Here is a 23,275-nt window from a genome sequence, read left to right on the forward strand (position 1 = left end):
CCAGCCTCGTTGCCAACTGACGTGCGGAGCCATAAAGAATCTGGGGTCGGCCTTGAAGCAAATGAAGTTCAGTGAACTGATTCAAAACCTACGGCACGGGATGAACGACGACGTGATCGCGTTTGTCATTGCGGTGTCTCGATTTGACTTTGCCTTCAAGAAAGCCGGCGGATTTTTCACGCGACCATATGGGACTACGCCCGACGTTGACTGGCAGCACCACGTGCCCAACGCCTTCGCAGGCTTTGAAACGAAATGTGAAGACCTTCGCAGTACAGAGTTTTTCTTGAGGCCTCCCCGGGAGTTCAAGCGCGTTGATGGCGTCGCGGAATTCACCCAACAACCTGCTGCCCTCAGCGACACCAAGTCAATTTTTTGGGCAATTTGGACGCTGCGGAAAAACTTAATGCATGGCACAAAAGGCAAGCTGTTCTCCCGGGATCATATCCTCGTACGCGACGCCAATGTCGTTCTTGAACGAGCGTTCCAATTTTGCCAAGATTCTGATGATTTGCACTTATTATCGGTTGCTGAAATAATGCAAAAAGTCGAGTCCGAGGTCCTCGAGGATGAGGGCGAGTAACGAGCCCCGCCGCGGTCATCAAACGGGTGAATGCTGTTCGAACCGTCAACGACGCGTCGATTCCACCGGGCTAGATGCCACCCACGTCTGCATGATGAGGCAAAAATGTTGGTCTATTCTGATTGGACGCCGATCACGTCTCCATCTGCGTCGAAATCCTCTGATCGCAAGGTACCAAATGACCGAACCGGAAAATAAAGCCCTTTCGTATATTGCTACTGAGACGGACCCAGCATCTCTTCTCCAGATAGCTCGAAATGCCCAAGGCAAGTCACCATCCGTTGAAAAAGCAGCTCTCCGACGTCTAGCGGAAGTTTCCGCCAAGCATATGCCAGGAACTGTGGAGCACGCGTGCTGGCAGATGGTCCATGCAGTCGAGGCGCTACGCCGATTAAACGGACGCAAGGTGCCGCGTATGAATCGTATGCGCGCGAAGATTGAGAAGGATGGAGAAATCGGTGCGCTTGAGTACTGCGCCCGGAAAAAGACCGACGGCTTCGACGAAGTGATGGACTACGGGACGCCCGAACTCACCGCTGAGGCAATTGTCTTGCGCCATGCGAGCCACTTTAGTCCAGTCGCCGTTGCCGCCGCGCAATCGCGGCTCGAACAGCGGGGTGTACAGTTCGACCCCAGGGGCAACATCGTTTGATGGAAAGCAGCTAACTGCCCACGCAAGCATCCGGAGACAGCCAGGAGCAGAGTGACGTCACGTACCTCAACGTGACGTTCGCCATGCGTGAGGCCGATTTAAGTGAGCCGCCTGTCCTCGCTCGGCGGCTTTGGTGGTCGGCGTAAGAGGTCAGTTCATCTCGTATTCGTCTGACTCGTAGTGAGTTCGTAACTGCTCGGCGGTCCATTCGACGTCGGGTTCATCGAGTTCGAACCATCGATCATCTGGACGTTTCGCTTCCCCATGAGCTCCGAGGATCATATGTTGCCAGAGTTCTAGCATCCGCAGCTTCAGCGAGGAATCGGTGTCGAGATCATAAAACCGCTCGATGACGCTGATCTTACCTTCGCCCTTGTGCGTGACCTTCCCAACCTCGCTTACGATATCATCATACGGGAACCCGAGCTTGCGGCCTTTCTTCCCTATGTGTGTGACAAAAGCCCGCCTCAGGTCGTGACTGGCGAAGTCCGTTCCTTCCAGCGGCCCACCGGGCTTTCTGGCCGATTGGAAAATGTCGTTGACGAGCTTGTTTGATATGTGCCCGTTCCCCGCAACATGTGCGTAGCGCTTCTTCAATTGGGGAAAGAGAAAGTTGTTGGGGTCTTTGTCTGGCGAACGCTCCCGGTATCGCATTAGTGCCGCATGTCCCGCCCACGCCGCCCAAGACGGTAAGGGAAGCGGACGGTAAAGCTTATTCTTGTCCGGCCCCAAGTACCACACGTAGTCGTACCGCCCGCGAGTATCGTAAGTCCGCGCCATTTGGTTGTGAAACGTCGTCGTGACCGTTTCAATCCGCTGCCCGGTAAGAGCTTGCAGCGTAACGGCCATCCTCGCCTCGTGCGGGAAATTCTGATGCGGAATCCAAAAGAGAAAGTCGTAAAGCTGCTTCAGCGACATGTACGGGCGGACGAAAATGTCGTCCGCGTTTATGACGTCGCGCTTTTTAAAGTCGGGTTGCTCGACCGCGGGTAATCCGATTGTCGGGTTCATCTTGAGCCCGGTGGTGCGGCGAGGGTCCATCGCAAACTTGAAAGCCGCTTTCAGGCCATTTTCCGTTTGCTCCGCCGCGCGGACATTGTCTTTTGGAATACCGTTGACCATTCCGCCGCGCTCAAGGATGTTCTGGCGGACGCCCAGAATGTCGAGTTGGGTAATGTTCGCGATCGGTTTTCCAGCGAGGTGAACGAAATCGGTAGCAAGTTTGCTGTTTTTCGCGGCTCCAAGCGCCGACCGGTAGGTAGAGTGCATCGCATCGCTCTTATATATCTTCGCCCACGCGAGATATTCGTCGCGAAGAACTTCCCAGGTCCATGCCCCATCGACTTTCACGGCGGCGACGTTCTCCGCAGCTTCCACAGATGGTGTTGCGGTAGGCTGCGAAAATAGTGCGGCAACCATGATTTTGATGTCGTCGTTTACGCGACCGGCCTTCCAGCTTGCCTTTATCCGTGCGGCAATCAGTCGAACGAGGGGCATCTGGTCGACCCCGAAGCTGTCAAGCGGAGCGAAGGAAATCTTATTCTTCTTGGTCATAACCCACCAACCGGCGGTGCCGTTCTTTACGCGGATGCACAAGCCCGCGACGTCGCTATCTCGAAATGTTACCTCAGTACGTGACTGTGCAGCCGATCGTGCCTTCTCAACGGTCTTCCTATCGATGTATTCGGCCACTTAGACCTCCTGATTTTTTAGGCCACCAACTCTGAATGGGGCCACCCTGGAGCCACCATGGTTCTTGTGCAAGAGTGAAACATGTAGCGCCGCGCAGGTTCGCGAAAGATTTTGGAAGTTGGGAGAATTTTAACTTTTTATAGCTATATCAGCACGATAGGTCGGATTGTTGATTTCTGGATTACGAAGCAAAAAGGTTGTATTTTACTATTTGCTTGATTTGTAATCAGGGGGTCCCGGGTTCGAACCCTGGCGGGGGCACCAGCCTACGCTCTGTGAGCTTCGGCTCGGCGAGCTGAAGAAAGCTGCTAAGCGAAGGCGCCGCCTTCGGAGGCCATAACCTCGGTTCGACGCTGCTTTGTTCGATCGCACCCAGCAGATTTTTTTAATAGCCCGCATCGCTCGATGAACCGCGCGTGAAGGGCTGCTTCAGCGCCAATTCAGCCGCGCCCGACTATCTTCGCCTCATCATCAATGAGGAAACAGCCATGAGGCTCGCACATCTCTTTCTCGCCGCAACCATTTCAGTCGGTGGGGCTTTCGCGTCCGTCGCACCGGCGGCCGCCATGCCGGTCGAGCGGCCGGCAGTGTCGGCACAGGGCGATATCGTTCAAATTCGTGATGGCTGGCGACGTGATCGCGACCGTGACGATGGTGACGACCGTGGCTGGCGTGACGACCGTGGCTGGCGCGACGAGCGCGATTGGCGCCGCTCCCATTGGCGCGATGATCGCCGTCATTGGCGGCGGTGGCGTGCCGAGCGTTGGCAGGAACGCCGCGAGTGGCGCGATCGTGATCGCGGCATGCCTTTCTGGCTCTACCGCAGCTGAAGATAAAGGCCCGGATCATTCGGGCCTTTGTTTTAATGCGCGATAGGTTCATTGACGCTCGCCTCGATCCTGTCGCCATTGCCGGTCTCTCCGGCGCCCGATGGCGACATCATCGCGATGCTGAGCACGGAGACGACCATGAAGGCGACGACGGCGATCATTATGCGCATGAGCGTTCAATCCTCGTTCGATTCCGGGATTAACGCGTAAGCGCCCTCCGCGTTCCGGCCGGGATTATTGCACCGGTCCCGGCGTCGCGGGGCCGGGCGCCGTCGGCGACAGGGGATCGGGCTGGTGGATGGGATGCGAGGTGTCCACCCAGATGATGCTGAGAATAATCACGACGAAGACCGCGACGAAGAGGATACCGAAAATCAGCGGTCGAATGGCCATGATGGGAATCGTTCCTTCTTGCTTCTGACCGGTCGCGCCAACCGGTCATCGCCCGATCATAGTGTTCCGGAAGGTCTTTCCAAGGCAAAAGTGGATTTCTCCGGCATCGGCCAGGCGTTGCACGGGTCTTGCCGGCATCCGTTTCCCATCTGTCGCGCCGGATCGAACCATGTCAGAGATACCGAAGCATTTCAGAGGCGGACTGTGATGAAGCGGACGATCAAGACATCGACTATCCTTGCGGCACTGATTTCCTTGGCCGGAGCGTCCGAAAGCCCGGCACCGTTCGACAGGCCGATAAAAGTGGACGTCGTCGCGCTGCCGAAGGACGAACTCAATCCTGATGCAAAGCCGAAGATCACCTGCAGCCGTTATCCCGCCTTCATGGTCAAGGAAGTCGATCTCGGCGAGGTCGGAGCCGAAAAGCTGGCGCTGCTTGCCGCCGATGCGCCCTGTGAGCGCGCCGACGAACGCGAGCGGGTGATCGAGGACGATATAGCCGGTTATCTCATGGGCGTCAGCGGCGGTTTCGTCTTCTTCCGGGCAGCGGACGGGTGGAACGGCGGACTGCCTTTCGTCGTCTACGATGCGGCGACGGGCGAGCGGCTACTCGACGATTCGTTTGAGGGCGACAATTTTGCCGCGATAAGGAGCGGGAAGGGGGAGCTGACCCTCGACTTCCGCCGCGTCTACACGGCGTCCTGCTCGCTCTATCTCGATGGTGCTGCCTGCGCAAAGGCGATCGCCGCCGACACCGGGCTGCCGCTGAAGCAGCTGCCGGATTGTGCCTCAGCCTACAAGGCGGAAATCAAACGCAGCCCCGGCCACGCTGGTGAAATCGAGAAGCTGCCGAGCGTGATCGTCTATCCCGTCGAGGTGGCCTATGTGGCGGGCGATACACTGCGCCGACCGCTGGACGGACCTGCCAGCTGCCAGACGCCGAGCTGAGCAGGAGCGCGGCGTCCGAGCAGGCCAGCCTATGCCTTCAGGTGGAGACGCGCCGCATAAAGCGCGATCGCTGCGGCATTCGAGACGTTGAGCGATTTGATCGCGCCCGGCATATCGAGGCGGGCAAGTGCGTTGACAGTTTCCCGCGTCTTCTGCCGAAGTCCCTTGCCTTCGGAGCCGAGCACCAGCGCCACCTTCTCGCCAGAGAAGGTGCCTTCGAGCGGCGCCGGCCCTTCCGAATCAAGGCCGATGGTGGAGAAACCGAGCTTGTGCAATTCGCCGAGCGCATCCGCGAGATTGGTGACCTGTATATAAGGTATCAGCTCCAGCGCGCCGGAGGCGGACTTGGCGAGCACGCCTGACTCGGTCGGGCTATGTCTCTGGGTGGTGATAACGGCGCCGGCATTGAAGGCGACGGCTGAACGCATGATCGCGCCGACATTGTGCGGATCGGTCACCTGATCGAGGACGAGCAGGAGAGGGCTGTCCTTCAGCGCTTCGAGTCGGCGTACCGGAAGCGGCCGTGTTTCCAGCATGACGCCCTGATGGATCGCTTCCGGGCCGAGCACCTTATCGATCTCCTGCGGCGAGACGATTTCGAAGGGAATGCCGAGCGTTTCGACGTCGACTTCGAGCCGCGCCAGCGCATTCTGCGTCACGAACAGCTTGATCTTCTTGCGCTCGGGATTGTCGAGGGCGGCGCGCACCGTATGCAGGCCGTAAAGATGCACCTGATCGGGGGCAAGAGCCGGCGGCTTCCAGTCCTCGGCCCCGCGCCTGCGCTTCTGCGGCTGAGGTGTCGGAATCTCGCCGCGTTCGCGCTTGGCGTCCCGGTGGGCGCGCCGCAGATTGGCGTAATGCGTATCCTTGGCGGATGGGTCTGTCGCGGACTTGCCGCCGGATTTGTTGTCTTTGCTCATGCGGCTTTATAGCTATGGCGCTCGCCGCCGCATAGGCTTTCTTTCATATGCCGGCTTTCGGCGGCGAATGAAATTTTTCGTGTTTTTTCCGTTGTCATCGTGTTGACAGACTGAAATGCTCCGGTCATATACGCGGCGCAGACGACGGGCGGCAACGCTTCGAAGTCTGACGAACTTGGTCTAGCGATCCGGACGAAAACTGGAGAGATGCCCGAGTGGTTAAAGGGGACGGACTGTAAATCCGTTGGCTCAGCCTACGTTGGTTCAAATCCAACTCTCTCCACCATTCGTCATCGGATCGGACCACCCCGCGGGTATAGCTCAATGGTAGAGCAGCAGCCTTCCAAGCTGAATACGCGGGTTCGATTCCCGCTACCCGCTCCAGTTTCCCTGAAGCCAGTTCATACGACCGCCGCCGCGGTAGTTTTTGGGTGTTTCCGCGCTGGCGATGAATTCCACGATGGCGGCCATCGCCTGACGGGCGAGGGGCGGTCGGCGCCGACCGCCTGAGCTTCGTCCCCCAGTCGTCCATGCGATTTTCTCTGAGATTTCAGGGATTTTCGAGGGCACTTCGGCGAATCGCCTTGCAGGCGGCGAATTGTCTCCCATATGCGCTGTCAGGCCAAGAATGGCGTCTGCAATTAAGTCTTGCGCAATGTCGCCGAAAGCCTTAAACGGCGGCACTAAACCGGTTCGCCGGGGCCCACCATTTCGTTCACAGGAAGCATTCAAATGGCAAAGAGTAAGTTTGAGCGCAACAAGCCGCACGTCAACATCGGCACGATCGGCCACGTTGACCACGGCAAGACGTCTCTGACGGCAGCGATCACGAAGTACTTCGGTGAGTTCAAGGCGTACGACCAGATCGACGCGGCTCCGGAAGAAAAGGCTCGTGGCATCACCATTTCGACGGCACACGTCGAATATGAGACGCCGGCCCGCCACTACGCGCACGTCGACTGCCCCGGCCACGCCGACTACGTCAAGAACATGATCACCGGTGCTGCCCAGATGGACGGCGCGATCCTGGTGTGCTCGGCCGCTGACGGCCCGATGCCGCAGACGCGCGAACACATCCTTCTGGCCCGCCAGGTCGGCGTTCCGGCGATCGTGGTGTTCCTGAACAAGGTCGACCAGGTTGACGACGCCGAGCTTCTCGAACTGGTCGAGCTCGAAGTTCGCGAACTGCTGTCGTCCTACGACTTCCCGGGCGACGATATCCCGGTCGTCAAGGGTTCGGCGCTCGCTGCTCTCGAAGATTCGGACAAGAAGATCGGCGAAGACGCGATCCGCGAGCTGATGGCTGCGGTTGACGCCTACATCCCGACGCCTGAGCGTCCGATCGACCAGCCGTTCCTGATGCCGATCGAAGACGTGTTCTCGATCTCGGGCCGCGGCACGGTTGTGACCGGCCGCGTCGAGCGTGGCATCGTCAAGGTTGGCGAAGAAGTCGAGATCGTCGGCATCCGCCCGACCTCGAAGACGACGGTGACCGGCGTTGAAATGTTCCGCAAGCTGCTCGATCAGGGCCAGGCCGGCGACAACATCGGCGCGCTGATCCGCGGTGTGAACCGTGACGGCGTCGAGCGTGGTCAGATTCTCTGCAAGCCGGGTTCTGTCAAGCCGCACAAGAAGTTCATGGCGGAAGCCTACATCCTGACGAAGGAAGAGGGTGGCCGTCATACGCCGTTCTTCACCAACTACCGTCCGCAGTTCTACTTCCGCACGACCGACGTGACGGGCATTGTGACGCTGCCGGAAGGCACGGAGATGGTTATGCCGGGCGACAACGTCACGGTTGCCGTCGAGCTGATCGTTCCGATCGCGATGGAAGAAAAGCTGCGCTTCGCTATCCGCGAAGGCGGCCGCACCGTCGGCGCCGGTATCGTCGCTTCGATCGTCGAGTAACTTTCGAGTTATCCGCAATTATGAAGACCCCGCTGGAAACAGCGGGGTTTTTCATTTTCATGGCTTCCGGTAGGTTTAACAGGTGTTGTAAAAATATCGTTAAATTGGCCTGTCACAGTATTTTGTTCATCTCACATTCAGAAACCGGTTTGTGAATGGCCCATTTTAGTCCAGACTCCTTCTTGCAAAGAGGAGAGCCCGGATGATTCCAAAGGCCACATTCGCTGCGACGATATTCGCTATGTATGTTTTCACGATGTTTTTCATCGCTGCAATTCCGCAAGAGGTTGTTCAGGCAGCCGGAGTGCAGGTCAACGAGATAAGCGTCGTCAAGTGACGACGTTGGAGTTAAGCGTCGTCAAGTGACGACGCTGGAGGTAAGTGTCGTCAAGTGACGACCCTTGCAGAGCATCGCAGCCTTCTGCGATGATCGGAAATGATCGGCCAGGCGCTCCCGGATAGGATGCTCCTGGCGACGCGGGGGTGAACCCTTGCACGACGCTCGCTTGCTCTTCGCGCGGAAGCGTCTCACTATGCCTCCGATTTCATGACGCGGAGGATATTCCATGAAGAGACGCATTCTGCTCACGGGCGGTTCGGGCAAGGCAGGTCGCCATACTGTGCCATGGCTCGTCAATGCCGGTTACGAGGTTCACAACCTCGATCTCGTGCCGCTGGATAGCCCCGGCGTCACCAATCTCATCGCCGACATCACCGACAGCGGTCAGGTCTTCAATGCGCTCTCGATGCATCGCGATTTTCCCGATCTCGATGCGGGCAGGGGCGTGCAGCCCTTCGATGCTGTCGTGCATTTCGCCGCCATCCCGCGCATTCTGATCAAGCCCGACAACGAAACCTTCCGCATCAACACGATGGGCACCTACAATGTCATCGAGGCGGCGGTGAAGCTCGGCATCAGGAAGATCATCGTCGCATCGAGCGAGACGACCTACGGCGTCTGCTTCGCCGAAGGCCATCGCGATTTCCACCATTTCCCGCTGGAGGAGGACTACGACGTCAATCCGATGGATTCTTACGGCCTTTCCAAGGTGGTCAACGAAAAGACGGCGCGCGCCTTTGCCGAACGCTCGGGTTTCGACATTTATGCGCTGCGCATCGGCAACGTCATCGAGCCGCACGAATACGAGAAATTCCCCACCTTTTTCGCCAATCCCGAGATGCGCAAGCGCATCGCCTGGAGCTATATCGACGCCCGCGACCTCGGACAGATCTGCCATCTGTGCATCGAGAAGGACGGTCTCGGCTATCAGGTCTTCAACGCCGCCAACGACACTGTCTCGGCCAACACGCCGTCGAAGGAGCTTGCAAAGCGATTCTTCCCGAACGTGCCCTTCATCCGCGAGATCGGCGAATATGAGGGTCTGCTCTCCAACCGCAAGATTCGCGAGGTGCTGGGCTTTAAAGAAGAGCACGATTGGCGGAAATATGTGAACCTCTGAACGGATCTTGGTCGCCCGGTGGAAAAGCCTACTGCTCGCATATGAGGAGAATGGCTTTGAAAATCGAAAATCGTGCTTGCCAATCCCGTGCCGTCGTCTTAAAGGGAGCGCCATGCTTTTCAGCAGCGATTTGCGGGCCTTGGCTCTGGCGCTGAATGACAGGTATGAAGGGGTATAGCTCAGTTGGTAGAGCGGCGGTCTCCAAAACCGCAGGTCGTAGGTTCGAGCCCTACTGCCCCTGCCATTCTCCTTGATGCGGGACAGCGCGGACATGCTCGCGGCATTCCGGCCGGGGATTGATGGGTGGTAAGTAATTTCGTTAAACTTCGGTTTCCCTCTTGTGTATTCGGAAATCGGTGTTTATTTAGGGTTCAACAGACACGCGGTGCGTGGGGCTGATAGTTTCAGCTTTACGCGCCGTAATTGCGTGGGCAGTCGATGGCATCCAAATCCAATCCGTTTGCGTTTCTGCAGCAGGTTCGCTCCGAGACGTCCAAAGTTACATGGCCGTCGCGCCGCGAGACGATGATCTCGACGGTTATGGTGCTTGTGATGGTGGTTTTCGCCGCGCTGTTTTTCTTTGCCGCTGACCAGCTGATTGGCTGGGTTCTGAGCTTCGTGCTGAATACCGGCAACTGATACGGGTGGAGATGAAAATGGCGGCACGTTGGTACATCGTCCACGCATATTCTAATTTTGAAAAGAAGGTGGCTGAAGACATCGAGAACAAGGCTCGCCAGAAGGGGCTGGAGCACCTGTTCGAGAAGATCCTCGTGCCGACCGAAAAGGTGGTGGAAGTGCGTCGCGGCCGCAAGGTCGATTCGGAGCGCAAGTTTTTCCCGGGCTACGTCATGGTTCGCGCCAATCTGACGGATGAAGCCTATCACCTGATCAAGAATACGCCGAAGGTCACAGGTTTCCTCGGCTCCGACAATAAGCCCGTTCCGATTCCGGATTACGAAGCCGAGCGCATTCTCGGTCAGGTCCAGGAAGGTGTCGAGCGGCCGAAGGCCTCCATTACCTTCGAGATCGGCGAGCAGGTCCGCGTTTCCGACGGCCCGTTCGCGTCGTTCAACGGCACGGTTCAGGATGTGGACGAAGAACGTTCGCGCCTGAAGGTGGAAGTGTCGATCTTCGGCCGCGCAACGCCGGTCGAGCTGGAATACGCTCAGGTCGAGAAGGTCTGATTGCAGAGACTGGAGGCTGGCCCTTGCGGCCTGTTTCCTGCGGACTTTGTCCGCATCCGCGTGGAAGGTGAGGGGTCTTAGCCGGACCCTAACGATCCGCACCACGCAACCGCAGCCGCCGGAGAGATCCGGCATCACGGGCCGGGCGACCGGCCGTTCATGAAAGGCAGAGAGATATGGCTAAGAAAGTTGCAGGCCAGCTCAAGCTTCAGGTCAAGGCAGGATCGGCAAACCCGTCCCCGCCGATTGGTCCGGCGCTTGGTCAGCGTGGCATTAACATCATGGAATTCTGCAAGGCGTTCAATGCCGCCACGCAGGAAATGGAAAAGGGTATGCCGATTCCGGTCGTCATCACCTATTACCAGGACAAGTCCTTCACCTTCGCGATGAAGCAGCCTCCGGTCAGCTACTGGCTGAAGAAGGAAGCGAAGATCACGTCCGGTTCCAAGACGCCCGGCAAGGGCGCCAAGGCCGGCTCCCTCACCAAGGCTCAGATCAAGACGATCGCAGAAGCCAAGATGAAGGATCTGAACGCAGCGGATATCGAAGGTGCAATGGCGATGATCGAGGGCTCTGCCCGCGCCATGGGCCTGGAAGTGGTGGGTTAAGATCATGGCTGGTAAGCGCACGCAGAAGATCAACGAAGGTGTTGATCCCACCAAGCTCTACGCTCTGAGCCTGGCCATCGGCATGGTCAAGGAACGGGCTGTCGCCAAGTTCGACGAAACCATCGAAGTCTCGATGAACCTCGGCGTCGACCCGCGCCATGCGGACCAGATGGTTCGCGGCGTCGTCAACCTGCCGAACGGCACAGGCCGTACGGTTCGCGTCGCAGTCTTCGCGCGTGGCGCCAAGGCTGATGAAGCCAAGGCTGCCGGTGCTGATATCGTCGGCGCTGAAGAGCTCGTCGAAATCGTCCAGGGCGGCAAGATCGAATTCGATCGCTGCATCGCCACCCCCGACATGATGCCGCTCGTCGGCCGTCTCGGTAAGGTTCTCGGCCCCCGCGGCATGATGCCGAACCCGAAGGTCGGCACCGTCACCATGGACGTCGCCGGAGCCGTCAAGGCTTCCAAGGGCGGCGCTGTCGAGTTCCGCGTCGAGAAGGCTGGCATCGTCCATGCCGGTATCGGCAAGGCCTCTTTCGACGCCAAGGCTCTGGAAGAAAACATCCGCGCCTTCGCTGACGCCGTCATCAAGGCAAAGCCGGCTGGCGCCAAGGGCAACTATGTCAAGCGCGTGGCGATTTCCTCGACCATGGGCCCGGGCGTCAAGATCGAAGTCGGCTCGGTCACCGCAGCTCCGACTGCATAAGTTCGCGCCCAAGGACTTGGGCGCAATGGTCGGGCTTTGAGCCCGGCGACTGAATTTCCGGCCTCGCAAGGGGCCGGAATATTCCGGAGAAATCCGGAATCCTGTCCGAGATTGCAGGTGGTTTTCCCTTAATCACTTGGCCTGCATGAGACGGGTAAGACCCGAATTGCATGAAGTTCGCTTCTCGTAACTCGGTTCGAGCCTTGGATGCCTTGTGCCTCTTTAGCCTTGATTGGCGCGGGAGCGCGGGGGGACAGGATCCTCAAGCGTCGCTTGGGATCTCACATGATCCCAGGAGGCAAAGGCAACCCGGCAGGTCCGATTTCGGTCCTGCCAACTGGAGATAGGCAGTGGAAAGAGCGGAAAAACGCGAATTCGTCACGGAACTGAACGAAGTCTTCAAGGCTTCGGGCTCAGTTGTCGTGGCCCACTATGCTGGTGCCACAGTCGCGCAGATGAACGATTTTCGTTCGAAGATGCGTGCAGCTGGCGGTACCGTCAAAGTCGCGAAGAACCGCCTGGCCAAAATTGCCCTTCAGGGTACGGAAGCGGAAGGGATTACCAATCTCTTCAAAGGTCAGACGCTGATTGCATACAGCAATGACCCGATCACCGCTCCGAAGGTCGTCATGGATTTCGCCAAGACCAATGACAAGATCATTGTTCTGGGCGGCGCCATGGGAACAACCACGCTCAACGCCGAAGCAGTCAAGTCGCTTGCGACCCTGCCTTCGCTTGATGAGCTGCGTGCGAAGCTGCTGGGCATGATCCAGACACCGGCTACCCGCATCGCTGGGGTTGTTGCAGCACCGGCAAGCCAGCTTGCTCGCGTGTTTGCGGCCTACGCCAAGAAGGACGAAGCCGCGTAAGGCGGTTTTTCGCTGTTTATAATCAACCGGTTCGAACCGAACAAAAGGAACTAGTAAAATGGCTGATCTCGCAAAGATCGTAGACGACCTCTCCTCGCTGACCGTTCTGGAAGCTGCAGAACTGTCGAAGCTTCTCGAAGAAAAGTGGGGCGTTTCCGCTGCTGCTCCGGTAGCTGTTGCTGCCGCTGCCGGTGGTGCTGGCCCTGCTGTCGTTGAAGAAGAAAAGACCGAATTCGACGTCATCCTCGTCGACGCTGGTGCCAACAAGATCAACGTCATCAAGGAAGTCCGCGCCATCACCGGTCTCGGCCTCAAGGAAGCCAAGGACCTCGTCGAGGCCGCTCCGAAGGCTGTCAAGGAAGGCGTCAACAAGGCTGAAGCCGCTGACATCAAGAAGAAGCTTGAAGACGCTGGCGCCAAGGCCGACGTCAAGTAATCTTGAACTGCTTTTGGGAGGCAGCATCTACTGCCTCCCATTTGCCGTTTTTCTGAACGAATTACCCAAAAGCCGCGTCAAAACGGCTTTTGGGTAATGGGTTCTTCAAAAGGATAGTCTCGCACCGAAGGCAGCACAGCAATCCGAGCTGAGCGTTTTCGGGAGTCGGACGAGATTGAATTACTCATTGATTGACGGGATCGACTGGCCATCGGTTCCCGTCCGTTGCAGGCCCGGGTGCAAGATTTTGAAGGAGCGACGATGGCTCAGACCCTTTCGTTCAACGGTCGCAGGCGCGTACGCAAGTTTTTTGGTAAGATCCCCGAAGTCGCAGAAATGCCGAACCTCATCGAGGTTCAGAAGGCGTCCTACGACCAGTTTTTGATGGTTGAAGAGCCGAAGGGCGGTCGTCCCGACGAGGGCCTTCAGGCCGTCTTCAAGTCGGTTTTCCCGATCACCGATTTCTCCGGCGCTTCCATGCTGGAATTCGTGTCCTACGAATTCGAACCGCCGAAGTTCGACGTTGATGAATGCCGTCAGCGCGACCTGACCTATGCAGCGCCGCTGAAGGTGACGCTGCGCCTCATCGTGTTCGATATCGACGAAGATACGGGCGCGAAGTCGATCAAGGACATCAAGGAGCAGTCCGTCTACATGGGCGACATGCCGCTCATGACCAATAACGGCACGTTCATCGTCAACGGCACCGAGCGCGTGATCGTCTCCCAGATGCACCGTTCGCCGGGCGTCTTCTTCGACCACGACAAGGGCAAGAGCCATTCGTCCGGCAAGCTGCTCTTTGCTGCGCGTGTCATTCCTTACCGCGGTTCCTGGCTCGATATTGAATTCGACGCCAAGGACATCGTCTACGCCCGTATCGACCGCCGCCGCAAGATTCCGGTCACGTCGCTGCTGATGGCGCTTGGCATGGACGGCGAGGAAATCCTCGACACCTTCTATACGAAGTCGCTCTACAAGCGCGACGGCGAAGGCTGGCGCATTCCCTTCAAGCCGGAAACGCTGAAGGGCGCCAAGGCGATCACCGAGATGGTCGACGCCGATACCGGCGAAGTCGTCGTGGAAGCCGGCAAGAAGCTGACCCCGCGCCTGCTGCGCCAGCTCTCCGACAAGGGCCTGAAGGCGCTGAAGGCCGGCGACGACGACCTTTACGGCAACTACCTTGCCGAAGACATCGTCAACTACTCCACGGGTGAAATCTATCTCGAGGCCGGCGACGAAATCGACGAGAAGACGCTTGGCGTCATCCTGTCGAACGGTTTCGACGAGATCCCGGTTCTCGGCATCGACCACATCAATGTCGGCGCCTATATCCGCAACACGCTGTCTGCCGACAAGAACGAGAACCGTCAGGACGCTCTGTTCGACATCTACCGCGTCATGCGTCCGGGTGAGCCGCCGACCATGGAATCGGCCGAAGCCATGTTCAACTCGCTGTTCTTCGATGCGGAGCGCTACGACCTCTCCGCCGTCGGCCGCGTCAAGATGAACATGCGCCTCGACCTGACCGTCGAAGACACCGTCCGCATCCTGCGCAAGGACGACATCCTGGCCGTGGTCAGGATGCTGGTCGAATTGCGCGACGGCAAGGGCGAGATCGACGACATCGACAACCTCGGCAACCGCCGCGTCCGTTCGGTCGGCGAACTGATGGAAAATCAGTACCGTCTCGGCCTCTTGCGCATGGAACGTGCGATCAAGGAACGCATGTCCTCGATCGAGATCGACACGGTCATGCCGCAGGATCTGATCAACGCCAAGCCGGCAGCCGCCGCCGTCCGCGAATTCTTCGGCTCCTCGCAGCTCTCGCAGTTCATGGACCAGGTCAACCCGCTCTCGGAAATCACCCACAAGCGCCGTCTTTCGGCTCTCGGTCCGGGCGGTCTGACCCGTGAGCGCGCCGGCTTCGAAGTCCGCGACGTGCATCCGACCCACTATGGCCGCATTTGCCCGATCGAAACGCCGGAAGGCCCGAACATCGGTCTCATCAACTCGCTTGCGACCTTTGCCCGCGTCAACAAGTACGGCTTCATCGAAAGCCCGTACCGCCGCATCGTCGACGGCAAGGTGACGAACGACGTGCTCTACCTCTCCGCCATGGAAGAGGCGAAGTACTACGTCGCCCAGGCCAACGCCGAAATGAACGCCGACGGTTCCTTCGTCGACGAATTCGTCGTCTGCCGTCATGCCGGCGAAGTCATGCTCGCGCCGCGCGACAGCATGAACCTGATGGACGTTTCGCCGAAGCAGGTCGTTTCGGTCGCAGCCGCGCTCATCCCGTTCCTGGAAAACGACGACGCCAACCGCGCGCTCATGGGCTCGAACATGCAGCGTCAGGCCGTGCCGCTGCTGCGTGCCGAAGCCCCGTTCGTCGGTACCGGCATGGAGCCGGTCGTTGCCCGTGACTCCGGCGCCGCCATCGGTGCCCGTCGCGGCGGCGTGGTCGACCAGGTCGACGCGACGCGTATCGTTATCCGCGCCACGGAAGACCTCGAAGCCGGCAAATCCGGCGTCGATATCTACCGCCTGCAGAAGTTCCAGCGTTCGAACCAGAACACCTGCGTCAACCAGCGTCCGCTGGTCACCGTCGGTGACGTCGTCAACCGCGGCGACATTCTCGCCGACGGTCCGTCGACCGATCTCGGCGACCTGGCGCTTGGCCGCAACGCGCTCGTCGCGTTCATGCCCTGGAACGGCTACAACTACGAAGACTCGATCCTGCTCTCCGAACGTATCGTTGCCGACGACGTGTTCACCTCCATCCACATCGAAGAATTCGAAGTGATGGCGCGCGACACCAAGCTTGGTCCCGAGGAAATCACCCGCGATATTCCGAACGTTTCGGAAGAAGCGCTGAAGAACCTCGACGAAGCCGGCATCGTCTATATCGGCGCCGAAGTTCAGCCGGGCGATATCCTCGTCGGCAAGATCACCCCGAAGGGCGAAAGCCCGATGACGCCGGAAGAAAAGCTTCTGCGCGCCATCTTCGGCGAAAAGGCCTCCGACGTGCGCGATACCTCCATGCGCATGCCGCCCGGCACCTACGGCACGATCGTCGAAGTCCGTGTCTTCAACCGCCATGGCGTCGAGAAGGACGAGCGTGCGATGGCGATCGAGCGCGAAGAGATCGAGCGTCTGGCAAAGGACCGCGACGACGAGCAGGCGATCCTCGACCGTAACGTCTACGGCCGTCTGATCGACATGCTGCGCGGCCAGGTCTCCATTGCCGGCCCGAAGGGCTTCAAGAAGGGCACCGAGCTTTCGAACGCCGTCGTCTCCGAATATCCCCGCTCGCAGTGGTGGATGTTCGCGGTCGAGGACGAGAAGGTCCAGAGCGAACTCGAAGCACTCCGCGGCCAGTACGACGAATCCAAGTCGCGCCTCGAACAGCGCTTCATGGATAAGGTCGAGAAGGTCCAGCGCGGCGATGAAATGCCTCCTGGCGTCATGAAGATGGTCAAGGTCTTCGTCGCCGTGAAGCGCAAGATCCAGCCGGGCGACAAGATGGCCGGCCGTCACGGGAACAAGGGCGTGGTCTCGCGCATTGTGCCTGTCGAGGACATGCCGTTCCTCGAAGACGGCACGCATGTCGACGTCGTTCTGAACCCGCTCGGTGTGCCCTCGCGCATGAACGTCGGCCAGATCCTGGAAACGCATCTGGGCTGGGCTTGCGCCGGCATGGGTCGCCAGATCGGCGAACTGATCGAAGCCTACAAGGCCAATGGCAACATCGAGCCGCTGCGCAAGACCATCGGCGATGTCGTCGGTGACGGTCCGAAGGCCGAACAGGTCCACGACTTCGACGATGAGTCGGTCCTGCGTCTCGCCGACCAGTGGAAGCGCGGCGTTTCGATTGCGACGCCTGTTTTCGACGGTGCGCATGAAGGCGACGTCAACGACATGCTGCGTCTGGCAGGTCTCAAGGACACGGGTCAGTCGACGCTTTATGACGGCCGTACCGGCGAGCAGTTCGACCGCCAGGTGACTGTGGGCTACATCTACATGCTGAAGCTCAACCACCTGGTCGACGACAAGATCCATGCCCGTTCGATCGGTCCTTACTCGCTCGTGACCCAGCAGCCGCTGGGCGGCAAGGCGCAGTTCGGCGGCCAGCGCTTCGGCGAAATGGAAGTCTGGGCGCTCGAAGCTTACGGCGCCGCCTACACGCTGCAGGAAATGCTGACGGTGAAGTCGGACGACGTCGCCGGCCGCACCAAGGTCTACGAAGCCATCGTCCGTGGAGACGACACGTTCGAAGCCGGTATTCCGGAAAGCTTCAACGTTCTCGTCAAGGAAATGCGCTCGCTGGGCCTCAGCGTCGAGCTCGAGAACACCAAGCTTGACGAGGCGCAGGCAGCTCAGCTGCCCGACGCGGCCGAGTAAGCACTTGATAGGGCGTGCGCTGCCAATGCGGCGCACGCCGGTCCCGCCGGGCGCCGTATCCGTGTCGGCCCGGGAGGGAAGTTTCGCCGCATCTTGCGGTTATTCTCGTTTAAGCGAGGGAGGCGGCTCCCGGGAAATTGCCGCCGACCATCGCATTTTGAGGGCGCTTTAGCCCATGAAGGAGACAGGCATGAACCAAGAGGTCATGAATCTTTTCAATCCGCAGGTGCCTGCACAGAATTTCGATTCCATTCGGATTTCGATCGCGTCTCCGGAGAAGATCCTCTCCTGGTCCTACGGTGAGATCAAGAAGCCGGAAACCATCAACTACCGTACGTTCAAGCCGGAACGCGACGGTCTGTTCTGCGCGCGCATCTTCGGGCCGATCAAGGACTACGAATGCCTGTGCGGCAAGTACAAGCGCATGAAGTACAAGGGCATCATCTGCGAAAAGTGCGGCGTCGAAGTCACGCTGTCGCGCGTTCGCCGTGAGCGCATGGGCCATATCGAGCTCGCCGCTCCCGTCGCCCACATCTGGTTCCTGAAGTCGCTGCCATCGCGCATCTCGACGCTGCTCGACATGACGCTGAAGGATGTCGAGCGCGTCCTCTACTTCGAAAACTACATCGTCACCGAGCCGGGCCTGACCGCCCTGAAGGAGCACCAGCTCCTCTCGGAAGAAGAGTACATGCTTGCCGTCGACGAATACGGCGAAGACCAGTTCACCGCGATGATCGGCGCTGAGGCGATCTACGAGATGCTCGCCTCGATGAACCTCGAAAAGATCGCTGGCGACCTGCGTTCCGAGCTTGCCGACACCACGTCGGATCTCAAGCAGAAGAAGCTGATGAAGCGCCTGAAGATCGTCGAGAACTTCATGGAGTCGGGCAACCGTCCGGAATGGATGATCATGAAGGTCGTCCCGGTCATTCCGCCGGACCTGCGTCCGCTGGTTCCGCTCGACGGCGGCCGTTTCGCGACGTCGGATCTGAACGATCTTTACCGCCGCGTCATCAACCGCAACAACCGCCTGAAGCGCCTGATCGAGCTTCGCGCGCCGGGCATCATCATCCGCAACGAAAAGCGCATGCTGCAGGAATCTGTTGACGCGCTGTTCGACAACGGCCGGCGCGGCCGCGTCATCACCGGCGCCAACAAGCGTCCGCTGAAGTCGCTCTCCGACATGCTGAAGGGCAAGCAGGGCCGCTTCCGCCAGAACCTGCTCGGCAAGCGCGTCGACTATTCCGGTCGTTCGGTCATCGTCACCGGCCCGGAACTGAAGCTGCACCAGTGCGGCCTGCCGAAGAAGATGGCGCTCGAGCTCTTCAAGCCGTTCATCTATGCCCGCCTCGACGCCAAGGGTTATTCCTCGACCGTCAAGCAGGCCAAGAAACTGGTCGAAAAGGAAAAGCCGGAAGTCTGGGATATCCTCGACGAGGTCATCCGCGAGCATCCGGTTCTCCTGAACCGCGCACCGACGCTGCACCGCCTGGGCATCCAGGCCTTCGAACCCACCCTGGTCGAAGGCAAGGCGATCCAGCTGCATCCGCTCGTCTGCACGGCCTTCAACGCCGACTTCGACGGTGACCAGATGGCCGTTCACGTGCCGCTGTCGCTCGAAGCCCAGCTCGAAGCCCGCGTGCTGATGATGTCGACCAACAACATCCTGCATCCGGCCAACGGCGCGCCGATCATCGTTCCCTCGCAGGACATGGTTCTCGGCCTCTACTACCTGTCGATCCTGAACCAGAACGAGCCGGGCGAAGGCATGGCCTTCTCCGACCTCGGCGAACTGCATCACGCCCTCGAAAGCAAGGTCGTGACGCTGCACACCAAGATCCGCGGCCGCTTCAAGTCGATCGACGAGGATGGCAAGCCCTACTCGAAGATCTATGAGACGACGCCTGGCCGTCTGCTCATCGGCGAACTGCTGCCGAAGAACGGCAAGGTGCCCTTCGACATCTGCAACCAGGAAATGACCAAGAAGAACATCTCCAAGATGATCGACACGGTCTATCGCCACTGCGGCCAGAAGGACACGGTCATTTTCTGCGACCGCATCATGCAGCTCGGCTTCTCCCATGCCTGCCGCGCCGGCATTTCGTTCGGCAAGGACGACATGGTCATTCCGGATGCCAAGGCCAAGATCGTTGCCGACACCGAAAGCCTGGTGAAGGAATACGAGCAGCAGTACAATGACGGCCTGATCACCCAGGGCGAAAAGTACAACAAGGTTGTCGACGCCTGGGGCAAGGCGACCGAAAAGGTCGCCGAAGAGATGATGGCCCGCATTAAGGCGGTCGAGTTCGACGAGAAGACCGGTCGTCAGAAGCCGATGAACTCGATCTACATGATGAGCCACTCCGGCGCCCGCGGTTCTCCGAACCAGATGCGTCAGCTGGGCGGCATGCGCGGCCTGATGGCCAAGCCGTCGGGCGAAATCATCGAGACGCCGATCATCTCGAACTTCAAGGAAGGCCTGACCGTCAACGAGTACTTCAACTCGACGCACGGCGCCCGCAAGGGTCTGGCAGACACCGCGCTCAAGACCGCCAACTCCGGTTACCTCACGCGCCGTCTCGTCGACGTCGCGCAGGACTGCATCGTCACGCACGTCGATTGCGGAACGCAGACGGGCCTCACCATGACCGCCATCGTCGATGCCGGCCAGGTCGTTGCCTCGATCGGTGCTCGCATCCTCGGCCGTACGGCGCTCGACGATATCGATCATCCGATCACCGGTGAGCGCATCGTCGATGCCGGTAAGATGATCCTCGAGCCCGATGTCGTCGAAATCGAGAAGGCCGGTATCCAGTCGATCCGGATTCGCTCGGCACTGACCTGCGAAATCCAGACGGGCGTCTGCTCGGTCTGCTACGGCCGCGACCTCGCGCGTGGTACGCCTGTCAACATGGGCGAAGCCGTCGGCGTCATCGCAGCTCAGTCGATCGGTGAACCGGGCACCCAGCTCACCATGCGTACCTTCCACCTTGGCGGTACGGCAACCGTGGTCGACCAGTCGTTCCTCGAAGCCTCGTATGAAGGTACGGTGCAGATCAAGAACCGCAACATCCTGCGCAACTCCGATGGCAACCTCGTTGCCATGGGCCGCAACATGACCGTCCAGATCCTGGACGAACGTGGTGTCGAGCGGTCGTCGCAGCGTGTGGCCTACGGTTCGAAGCTGCATGTCGACGAAGGCGACAAGGTCAAGCGCGGCCAGCGTCTGGCGGAGTGGGACCCCTACACCCGTCCGATGATGACGGAAGTAGCCGGTACCGTTCAGTTCGAAGACCTGGTCGACGGTCTCTCCGTTCTGGAAGCGACCGACGAATCCACCGGCATCACCAAGCGTCAGGTCATCGACTGGCGTTCGACCCCCCGCGGTTCGGACCTCAAGCCGGCGATCGTCATCAAGGATGCCAGCGGCAATGTCGCCAAGCTGTCGCGTGGCGGCGACGCCCGCTTCCTGCTCTCGGTCGACGCGATCCTGTCGGTCGAGCCGGGCACAAAGGTCTCCCAGGGTGACGTTCTCGCGCGTTCGCCGCTGGAAAGCGCCAAGACCAAGGACATCACCGGCGGTCTGCCGCGTGTTGCCGAACTGTTCGAAGCCCGTCGTCCGAAGGACCACGCCATCATCGCGGAGATCGATGGTACGATCCGCCTCGGCCGCGACTACAAGAACAAGCGCCGCGTCATCATCGAGCCGGCGGAAGACGGTGTCGAGCCTGTCGAATACCTGATCCCGAAGGGCAAGCCCTTCCACCTTCAGGAAGGCGACTATATCGAAAAGGGTGACTACATCCTCGACGGTAACCCGGCTCCGCACGACATCCTGGCGATCAAGGGCGTGGAGGCTCTGGCCTCCTACCTCGTCAACGAGATCCAGGAAGTCTACCGCCTGCAGGGCGTTGTCATCAACGACAAGCACATCGAGGTGATCGTCCGTCAGATGCTGCAGAAGGTGGAAATCACCGATGCAGGCGACTCGACCTATATCGTCGGCGACAATGTCGACCGGATCGAGCTCGAAGACGTCAACGATCATCTGATCGAGCAGGGCAAGAAGCCCGCCTACGGCGATCCGGTTCTTCTCGGCATCACCAAGGCGTCGCTGCAGACCCCGTCCTTCATCTCGGCCGCGTCCTTCCAGGAAACGACCAAGGTGCTGACGGAAGCTGCGATCGCCGGCAAGACCGACGGCCTGCAGGGTCTGAAGGAAAACGTCATCGTCGGTCGCCTCATCCCGGCCGGCACCGGCGGCACCATGACCCAGATCCGCCGCATCGCCACGTCGCGCGACGAGATGATCCTCGAAGAGCGCCGCAAGGGCACCGGGGCTGCCGTTGCTACGCCGATGCTGCAGGACATGGCCGAAAAGGCTCCGGCTGCGGAATAATCCGCCGGCTGAAGTCGTTGAATTGAAAAACCGCCCGGAGCGATCCGGGCGGTTTTCGTTTTTGGTCTGCTCTGTTTGGTCGGGCGGGGAGGGAGCGCGCCCCGCGCGGCTCCCTTCAGTTGAAGCGGATGATCGCGACTTCGCCGTCGACGGCGCCCTGATAGGCGGAGGCGTGCGGTTCCTCGGCAGGCACCTCGGTCAGCATGCCGATCTGGTCGAGATCGGCCTCAATGAAGCCTTCCTCGGCAAGGGCGTTCAGGGCCTCGCGGACGGCGGTGTCGTCGTCGGGCGCCTTCAGCATGATATGCAGGTCGATGCCTTCGCTGGCGTCGGACTCGTAGCCCTTGCCGATGATGATGAAGATCATCGGACCATCGAAATTATTGTCGTTATCAGGTGTCGTGATCATCGCCTGTCCTTCGGCTCTTTGACGATTCGCTCGCTCGAATCCCCTGTGAGGGCCGAGCGCTGCAATTGCTGATTCCTTAGCTGCTTTTGCTGCGATGCCCAAGTTTTTATCTTGGCGCACGGCTGTGAATTCGTCTAGGAGGGTGAAAACAGGGCGTCAGGCCCGCATATCAAGGCGATGCGGCGAGTTTATTTCTTAACCGGCCTTGACGAGATGGGTGGAAACCAGTAGTACCCCGGCCATCAGATCCCATGTGAGGCTTGGCTGTTCGGGGCGACGCGCCCTGAAGTTCACCTCAAACAAGGTTCTAAACGCACGTTGAAGTCATGATGCTGCACGCACGACGCATATTCTATGCGTCCTCTGCTCCTTGTGGTCCATCTGCGGAAGCGGATCGGGCCATATTTTGCGCATTGACGGAAAGCGTGCGTCACTGCCGGAGACGGCGCGAGTTCAAGCCCGCAAGGGTACTGAGATAAAACGTAAGGGATGGTTGAATGCCTACCGTAAACCAGCTGATCCGCAAGCCTCGCCAGGCGAACGTAAAGCGTAACAAGGTTCCCGCACTCCAGGAGAACCCGCAGAAGCGCGGCGTTTGCACGCGCGTCTACACGACGACGCCGAAGAAGCCGAACTCGGCTCTGCGTAAGGTCGCAAAGATCCGCCTGACCAACGGCTTCGAAGTCATTGGTTACATCCCCGGGGAAGGTCATAACCTTCAGGAACACTCTGTCGTCATGATCCGTGGCGGCCGCGTCAAGGACCTTCCGGGTGTCCGTTATCACATCATCCGCGGCGTTCTCGATACCCAGGGTGTCAAGAACCGCAAGCAGCGCCGCTCCAAGTACGGCGCGAAGCGTCCGAAGTAATTCGG

The 23,275-nt window shown here is 59.3% G+C and carries 21 protein-coding genes and 3 tRNA genes; 19 read left to right on the forward strand and 5 right to left on the reverse strand.

Annotated features, from left to right (window positions below):
- The first annotated feature begins 52 nt into the window (after window positions 1-52).
- Together FHX10_RS14905 and FHX10_RS14910 are read left to right on the forward strand one after the other, a co-directional pair.
- Window positions 53-583: a hypothetical protein gene (locus FHX10_RS14905; RefSeq protein WP_184389587.1), complete on the forward strand. Its 531-nt coding sequence runs from the start codon at window positions 53-55 to the stop codon at window positions 581-583.
- A 178-nt stretch (window positions 584-761) separates the two neighbouring features.
- On the forward strand, window positions 762-1,235 hold the full coding sequence (locus tag FHX10_RS14910) for a hypothetical protein (protein WP_184389589.1): 474 nt from the start codon (window positions 762-764) through the stop codon (window positions 1,233-1,235).
- A gap of 150 nt (window positions 1,236-1,385) precedes the next feature.
- Here FHX10_RS14910 and FHX10_RS14915 read toward each other — a convergent pair whose 3' ends face one another.
- The gene (locus FHX10_RS14915) at window positions 1,386-2,927 is read right to left on the reverse strand and encodes a hypothetical protein (RefSeq protein WP_184389590.1); all 1,542 of its coding nucleotides are present in this window, start codon (window positions 2,925-2,927) and stop codon (window positions 1,386-1,388) included.
- Between the two features lie 416 nt (window positions 2,928-3,343).
- On the opposite strand from FHX10_RS14915, the gene FHX10_RS14920 reads away from it, so the two are divergent.
- On the forward strand, window positions 3,344-3,757 hold the full coding sequence (locus tag FHX10_RS14920; RefSeq protein ID WP_183908215.1) for a hypothetical protein: 414 nt from the start codon (window positions 3,344-3,346) through the stop codon (window positions 3,755-3,757).
- Between the two features lie 32 nt (window positions 3,758-3,789).
- Here FHX10_RS14920 and FHX10_RS14925 read toward each other — a convergent pair whose 3' ends face one another.
- Window positions 3,790-3,927: a hypothetical protein gene (locus FHX10_RS14925; protein WP_164735934.1), complete on the reverse strand. Its 138-nt coding sequence runs from the start codon at window positions 3,925-3,927 to the stop codon at window positions 3,790-3,792.
- Between the two features lie 64 nt (window positions 3,928-3,991).
- Window positions 3,992-4,150 (reverse strand): hypothetical protein, encoded by a 159-nt coding sequence (locus FHX10_RS14930; RefSeq protein ID WP_164735933.1) that lies wholly within the window; start codon window positions 4,148-4,150, stop codon window positions 3,992-3,994.
- Window positions 4,151-4,357: 207 nt separating this feature from the next.
- On the opposite strand from FHX10_RS14930, the gene FHX10_RS14935 reads away from it, so the two are divergent.
- On the forward strand, window positions 4,358-5,098 hold the full coding sequence (locus FHX10_RS14935; protein WP_063474328.1) for a hypothetical protein: 741 nt from the start codon (window positions 4,358-4,360) through the stop codon (window positions 5,096-5,098).
- A 29-nt stretch (window positions 5,099-5,127) separates the two neighbouring features.
- On the opposite strand, the gene rlmB is transcribed toward FHX10_RS14935, so the two are convergent.
- Window positions 5,128-6,018, reverse strand: a complete 891-nt coding sequence (rlmB, locus tag FHX10_RS14940; RefSeq protein WP_047616594.1) for a 23S rRNA (guanosine(2251)-2'-O)-methyltransferase RlmB — start codon at window positions 6,016-6,018, stop codon at window positions 5,128-5,130.
- A 201-nt stretch (window positions 6,019-6,219) separates the two neighbouring features.
- Here rlmB and FHX10_RS14945 point away from each other — a divergent pair.
- The 14 genes from FHX10_RS14945 to rpoC all read left to right on the forward strand — a co-directional run bounded on the left by FHX10_RS14945 (window position 6,220) and on the right by rpoC (window position 21,992).
- Window positions 6,220-6,304: transfer RNA gene (locus tag FHX10_RS14945), tRNA-Tyr, on the forward strand.
- 24 nt (window positions 6,305-6,328) lie between these two features.
- Window positions 6,329-6,402: transfer RNA gene (locus tag FHX10_RS14950), tRNA-Gly, on the forward strand.
- Window positions 6,403-6,750: 348 nt separating this feature from the next.
- Window positions 6,751-7,926, forward strand: coding sequence for an elongation factor Tu (gene tuf, locus FHX10_RS14955; RefSeq protein WP_028757605.1), 1,176 nt, complete (start codon window positions 6,751-6,753; stop codon window positions 7,924-7,926).
- Between the two features lie 202 nt (window positions 7,927-8,128).
- Window positions 8,129-8,263: a hypothetical protein gene (locus FHX10_RS35465; protein WP_010069473.1), complete on the forward strand. Its 135-nt coding sequence runs from the start codon at window positions 8,129-8,131 to the stop codon at window positions 8,261-8,263.
- Between the two features lie 229 nt (window positions 8,264-8,492).
- Window positions 8,493-9,386: an NAD-dependent epimerase/dehydratase family protein gene (locus FHX10_RS14960; protein ID WP_097545464.1), complete on the forward strand. Its 894-nt coding sequence runs from the start codon at window positions 8,493-8,495 to the stop codon at window positions 9,384-9,386.
- A gap of 168 nt (window positions 9,387-9,554) precedes the next feature.
- Window positions 9,555-9,630, forward strand: a tRNA-Trp gene (locus tag FHX10_RS14965).
- A 194-nt stretch (window positions 9,631-9,824) separates the two neighbouring features.
- Window positions 9,825-10,025 carry a preprotein translocase subunit SecE gene (secE, locus tag FHX10_RS14970; RefSeq protein ID WP_003573826.1) on the forward strand — a complete coding sequence of 67 codons (201 nt, stop codon included), beginning with the start codon at window positions 9,825-9,827 and terminating at the stop codon, window positions 10,023-10,025.
- A gap of 17 nt (window positions 10,026-10,042) precedes the next feature.
- Window positions 10,043-10,573 (forward strand): transcription termination/antitermination protein NusG, encoded by a 531-nt coding sequence (gene nusG, locus FHX10_RS14975; RefSeq protein WP_003547516.1) that lies wholly within the window; start codon window positions 10,043-10,045, stop codon window positions 10,571-10,573.
- Between the two features lie 176 nt (window positions 10,574-10,749).
- Window positions 10,750-11,181, forward strand: a complete 432-nt coding sequence (rplK, locus tag FHX10_RS14980; protein ID WP_047620024.1) for a 50S ribosomal protein L11 — start codon at window positions 10,750-10,752, stop codon at window positions 11,179-11,181.
- A gap of 4 nt (window positions 11,182-11,185) precedes the next feature.
- Window positions 11,186-11,887, forward strand: a complete 702-nt coding sequence (gene rplA / locus FHX10_RS14985; RefSeq protein WP_047620022.1) for a 50S ribosomal protein L1 — start codon at window positions 11,186-11,188, stop codon at window positions 11,885-11,887.
- Between the two features lie 350 nt (window positions 11,888-12,237).
- Window positions 12,238-12,756: a 50S ribosomal protein L10 gene (rplJ, locus tag FHX10_RS14990; RefSeq protein ID WP_028757410.1), complete on the forward strand. Its 519-nt coding sequence runs from the start codon at window positions 12,238-12,240 to the stop codon at window positions 12,754-12,756.
- Window positions 12,757-12,814: 58 nt separating this feature from the next.
- Entirely contained in the window at window positions 12,815-13,192 is a 378-nt protein-coding gene (rplL, locus tag FHX10_RS14995) for a 50S ribosomal protein L7/L12 (RefSeq protein ID WP_028757409.1), read from the forward strand.
- A gap of 261 nt (window positions 13,193-13,453) precedes the next feature.
- Entirely contained in the window at window positions 13,454-17,593 is a 4,140-nt protein-coding gene (gene rpoB / locus FHX10_RS15000; protein WP_028757408.1) for a DNA-directed RNA polymerase subunit beta, read from the forward strand.
- Between the two features lie 190 nt (window positions 17,594-17,783).
- Window positions 17,784-21,992 (forward strand): DNA-directed RNA polymerase subunit beta', encoded by a 4,209-nt coding sequence (rpoC, locus tag FHX10_RS15005; protein WP_047620027.1) that lies wholly within the window; start codon window positions 17,784-17,786, stop codon window positions 21,990-21,992.
- A gap of 115 nt (window positions 21,993-22,107) precedes the next feature.
- Here the strand turns inward: rpoC and FHX10_RS15010 are convergent, their stop codons facing one another.
- Window positions 22,108-22,401: a hypothetical protein gene (locus FHX10_RS15010; protein WP_028757598.1), complete on the reverse strand. Its 294-nt coding sequence runs from the start codon at window positions 22,399-22,401 to the stop codon at window positions 22,108-22,110.
- Window positions 22,402-22,898: 497 nt separating this feature from the next.
- On the opposite strand from FHX10_RS15010, the gene rpsL reads away from it, so the two are divergent.
- Window positions 22,899-23,270, forward strand: a complete 372-nt coding sequence (rpsL, locus tag FHX10_RS15015; RefSeq protein ID WP_003547537.1) for a 30S ribosomal protein S12 — start codon at window positions 22,899-22,901, stop codon at window positions 23,268-23,270.
- Window positions 23,271-23,275 lie beyond the last annotated feature (5 nt).

The organism is Rhizobium sp. BK591, assembly GCF_014195045.1.
GTDB lineage: Bacteria > Pseudomonadota > Alphaproteobacteria > Rhizobiales > Rhizobiaceae > Rhizobium > Rhizobium anhuiense.

Bases quoted from the DNA above. Each gene is read 5' to 3' on its own strand.
- FHX10_RS14910 (WP_184389589.1), top strand. From the start codon at position 762: ATGACCGAACCGGAAAATAAAGCCCTTTCGTATATTGCTACTGAGACG.
- FHX10_RS14925 (WP_164735934.1), bottom strand. From the start codon at position 3,927: ATGCGCATAATGATCGCCGTCGTCGCCTTCATGGTCGTCTCCGTGCTC.
- FHX10_RS14930 (WP_164735933.1), bottom strand. From the start codon at position 4,150: ATGGCCATTCGACCGCTGATTTTCGGTATCCTCTTCGTCGCGGTCTTC.
- FHX10_RS14935 (WP_063474328.1), top strand. From the start codon at position 4,358: ATGAAGCGGACGATCAAGACATCGACTATCCTTGCGGCACTGATTTCC.
- rlmB (WP_047616594.1), bottom strand. From the start codon at position 6,018: ATGAGCAAAGACAACAAATCCGGCGGCAAGTCCGCGACAGACCCATCC.
- tuf (WP_028757605.1), top strand. From the start codon at position 6,751: ATGGCAAAGAGTAAGTTTGAGCGCAACAAGCCGCACGTCAACATCGGC.
- FHX10_RS35465 (WP_010069473.1), top strand. From the start codon at position 8,129: ATGATTCCAAAGGCCACATTCGCTGCGACGATATTCGCTATGTATGTT.
- FHX10_RS14960 (WP_097545464.1), top strand. From the start codon at position 8,493: ATGAAGAGACGCATTCTGCTCACGGGCGGTTCGGGCAAGGCAGGTCGC.
- secE (WP_003573826.1), top strand. From the start codon at position 9,825: ATGGCATCCAAATCCAATCCGTTTGCGTTTCTGCAGCAGGTTCGCTCC.
- nusG (WP_003547516.1), top strand. From the start codon at position 10,043: ATGGCGGCACGTTGGTACATCGTCCACGCATATTCTAATTTTGAAAAG.
- rplK (WP_047620024.1), top strand. From the start codon at position 10,750: ATGGCTAAGAAAGTTGCAGGCCAGCTCAAGCTTCAGGTCAAGGCAGGA.
- rplA (WP_047620022.1), top strand. From the start codon at position 11,186: ATGGCTGGTAAGCGCACGCAGAAGATCAACGAAGGTGTTGATCCCACC.
- rplL (WP_028757409.1), top strand. From the start codon at position 12,815: ATGGCTGATCTCGCAAAGATCGTAGACGACCTCTCCTCGCTGACCGTT.
- rpoB (WP_028757408.1), top strand. From the start codon at position 13,454: ATGGCTCAGACCCTTTCGTTCAACGGTCGCAGGCGCGTACGCAAGTTT.
- rpoC (WP_047620027.1), top strand. From the start codon at position 17,784: ATGAACCAAGAGGTCATGAATCTTTTCAATCCGCAGGTGCCTGCACAG.
- FHX10_RS15010 (WP_028757598.1), bottom strand. From the start codon at position 22,401: ATGATCACGACACCTGATAACGACAATAATTTCGATGGTCCGATGATC.
- rpsL (WP_003547537.1), top strand. From the start codon at position 22,899: ATGCCTACCGTAAACCAGCTGATCCGCAAGCCTCGCCAGGCGAACGTA.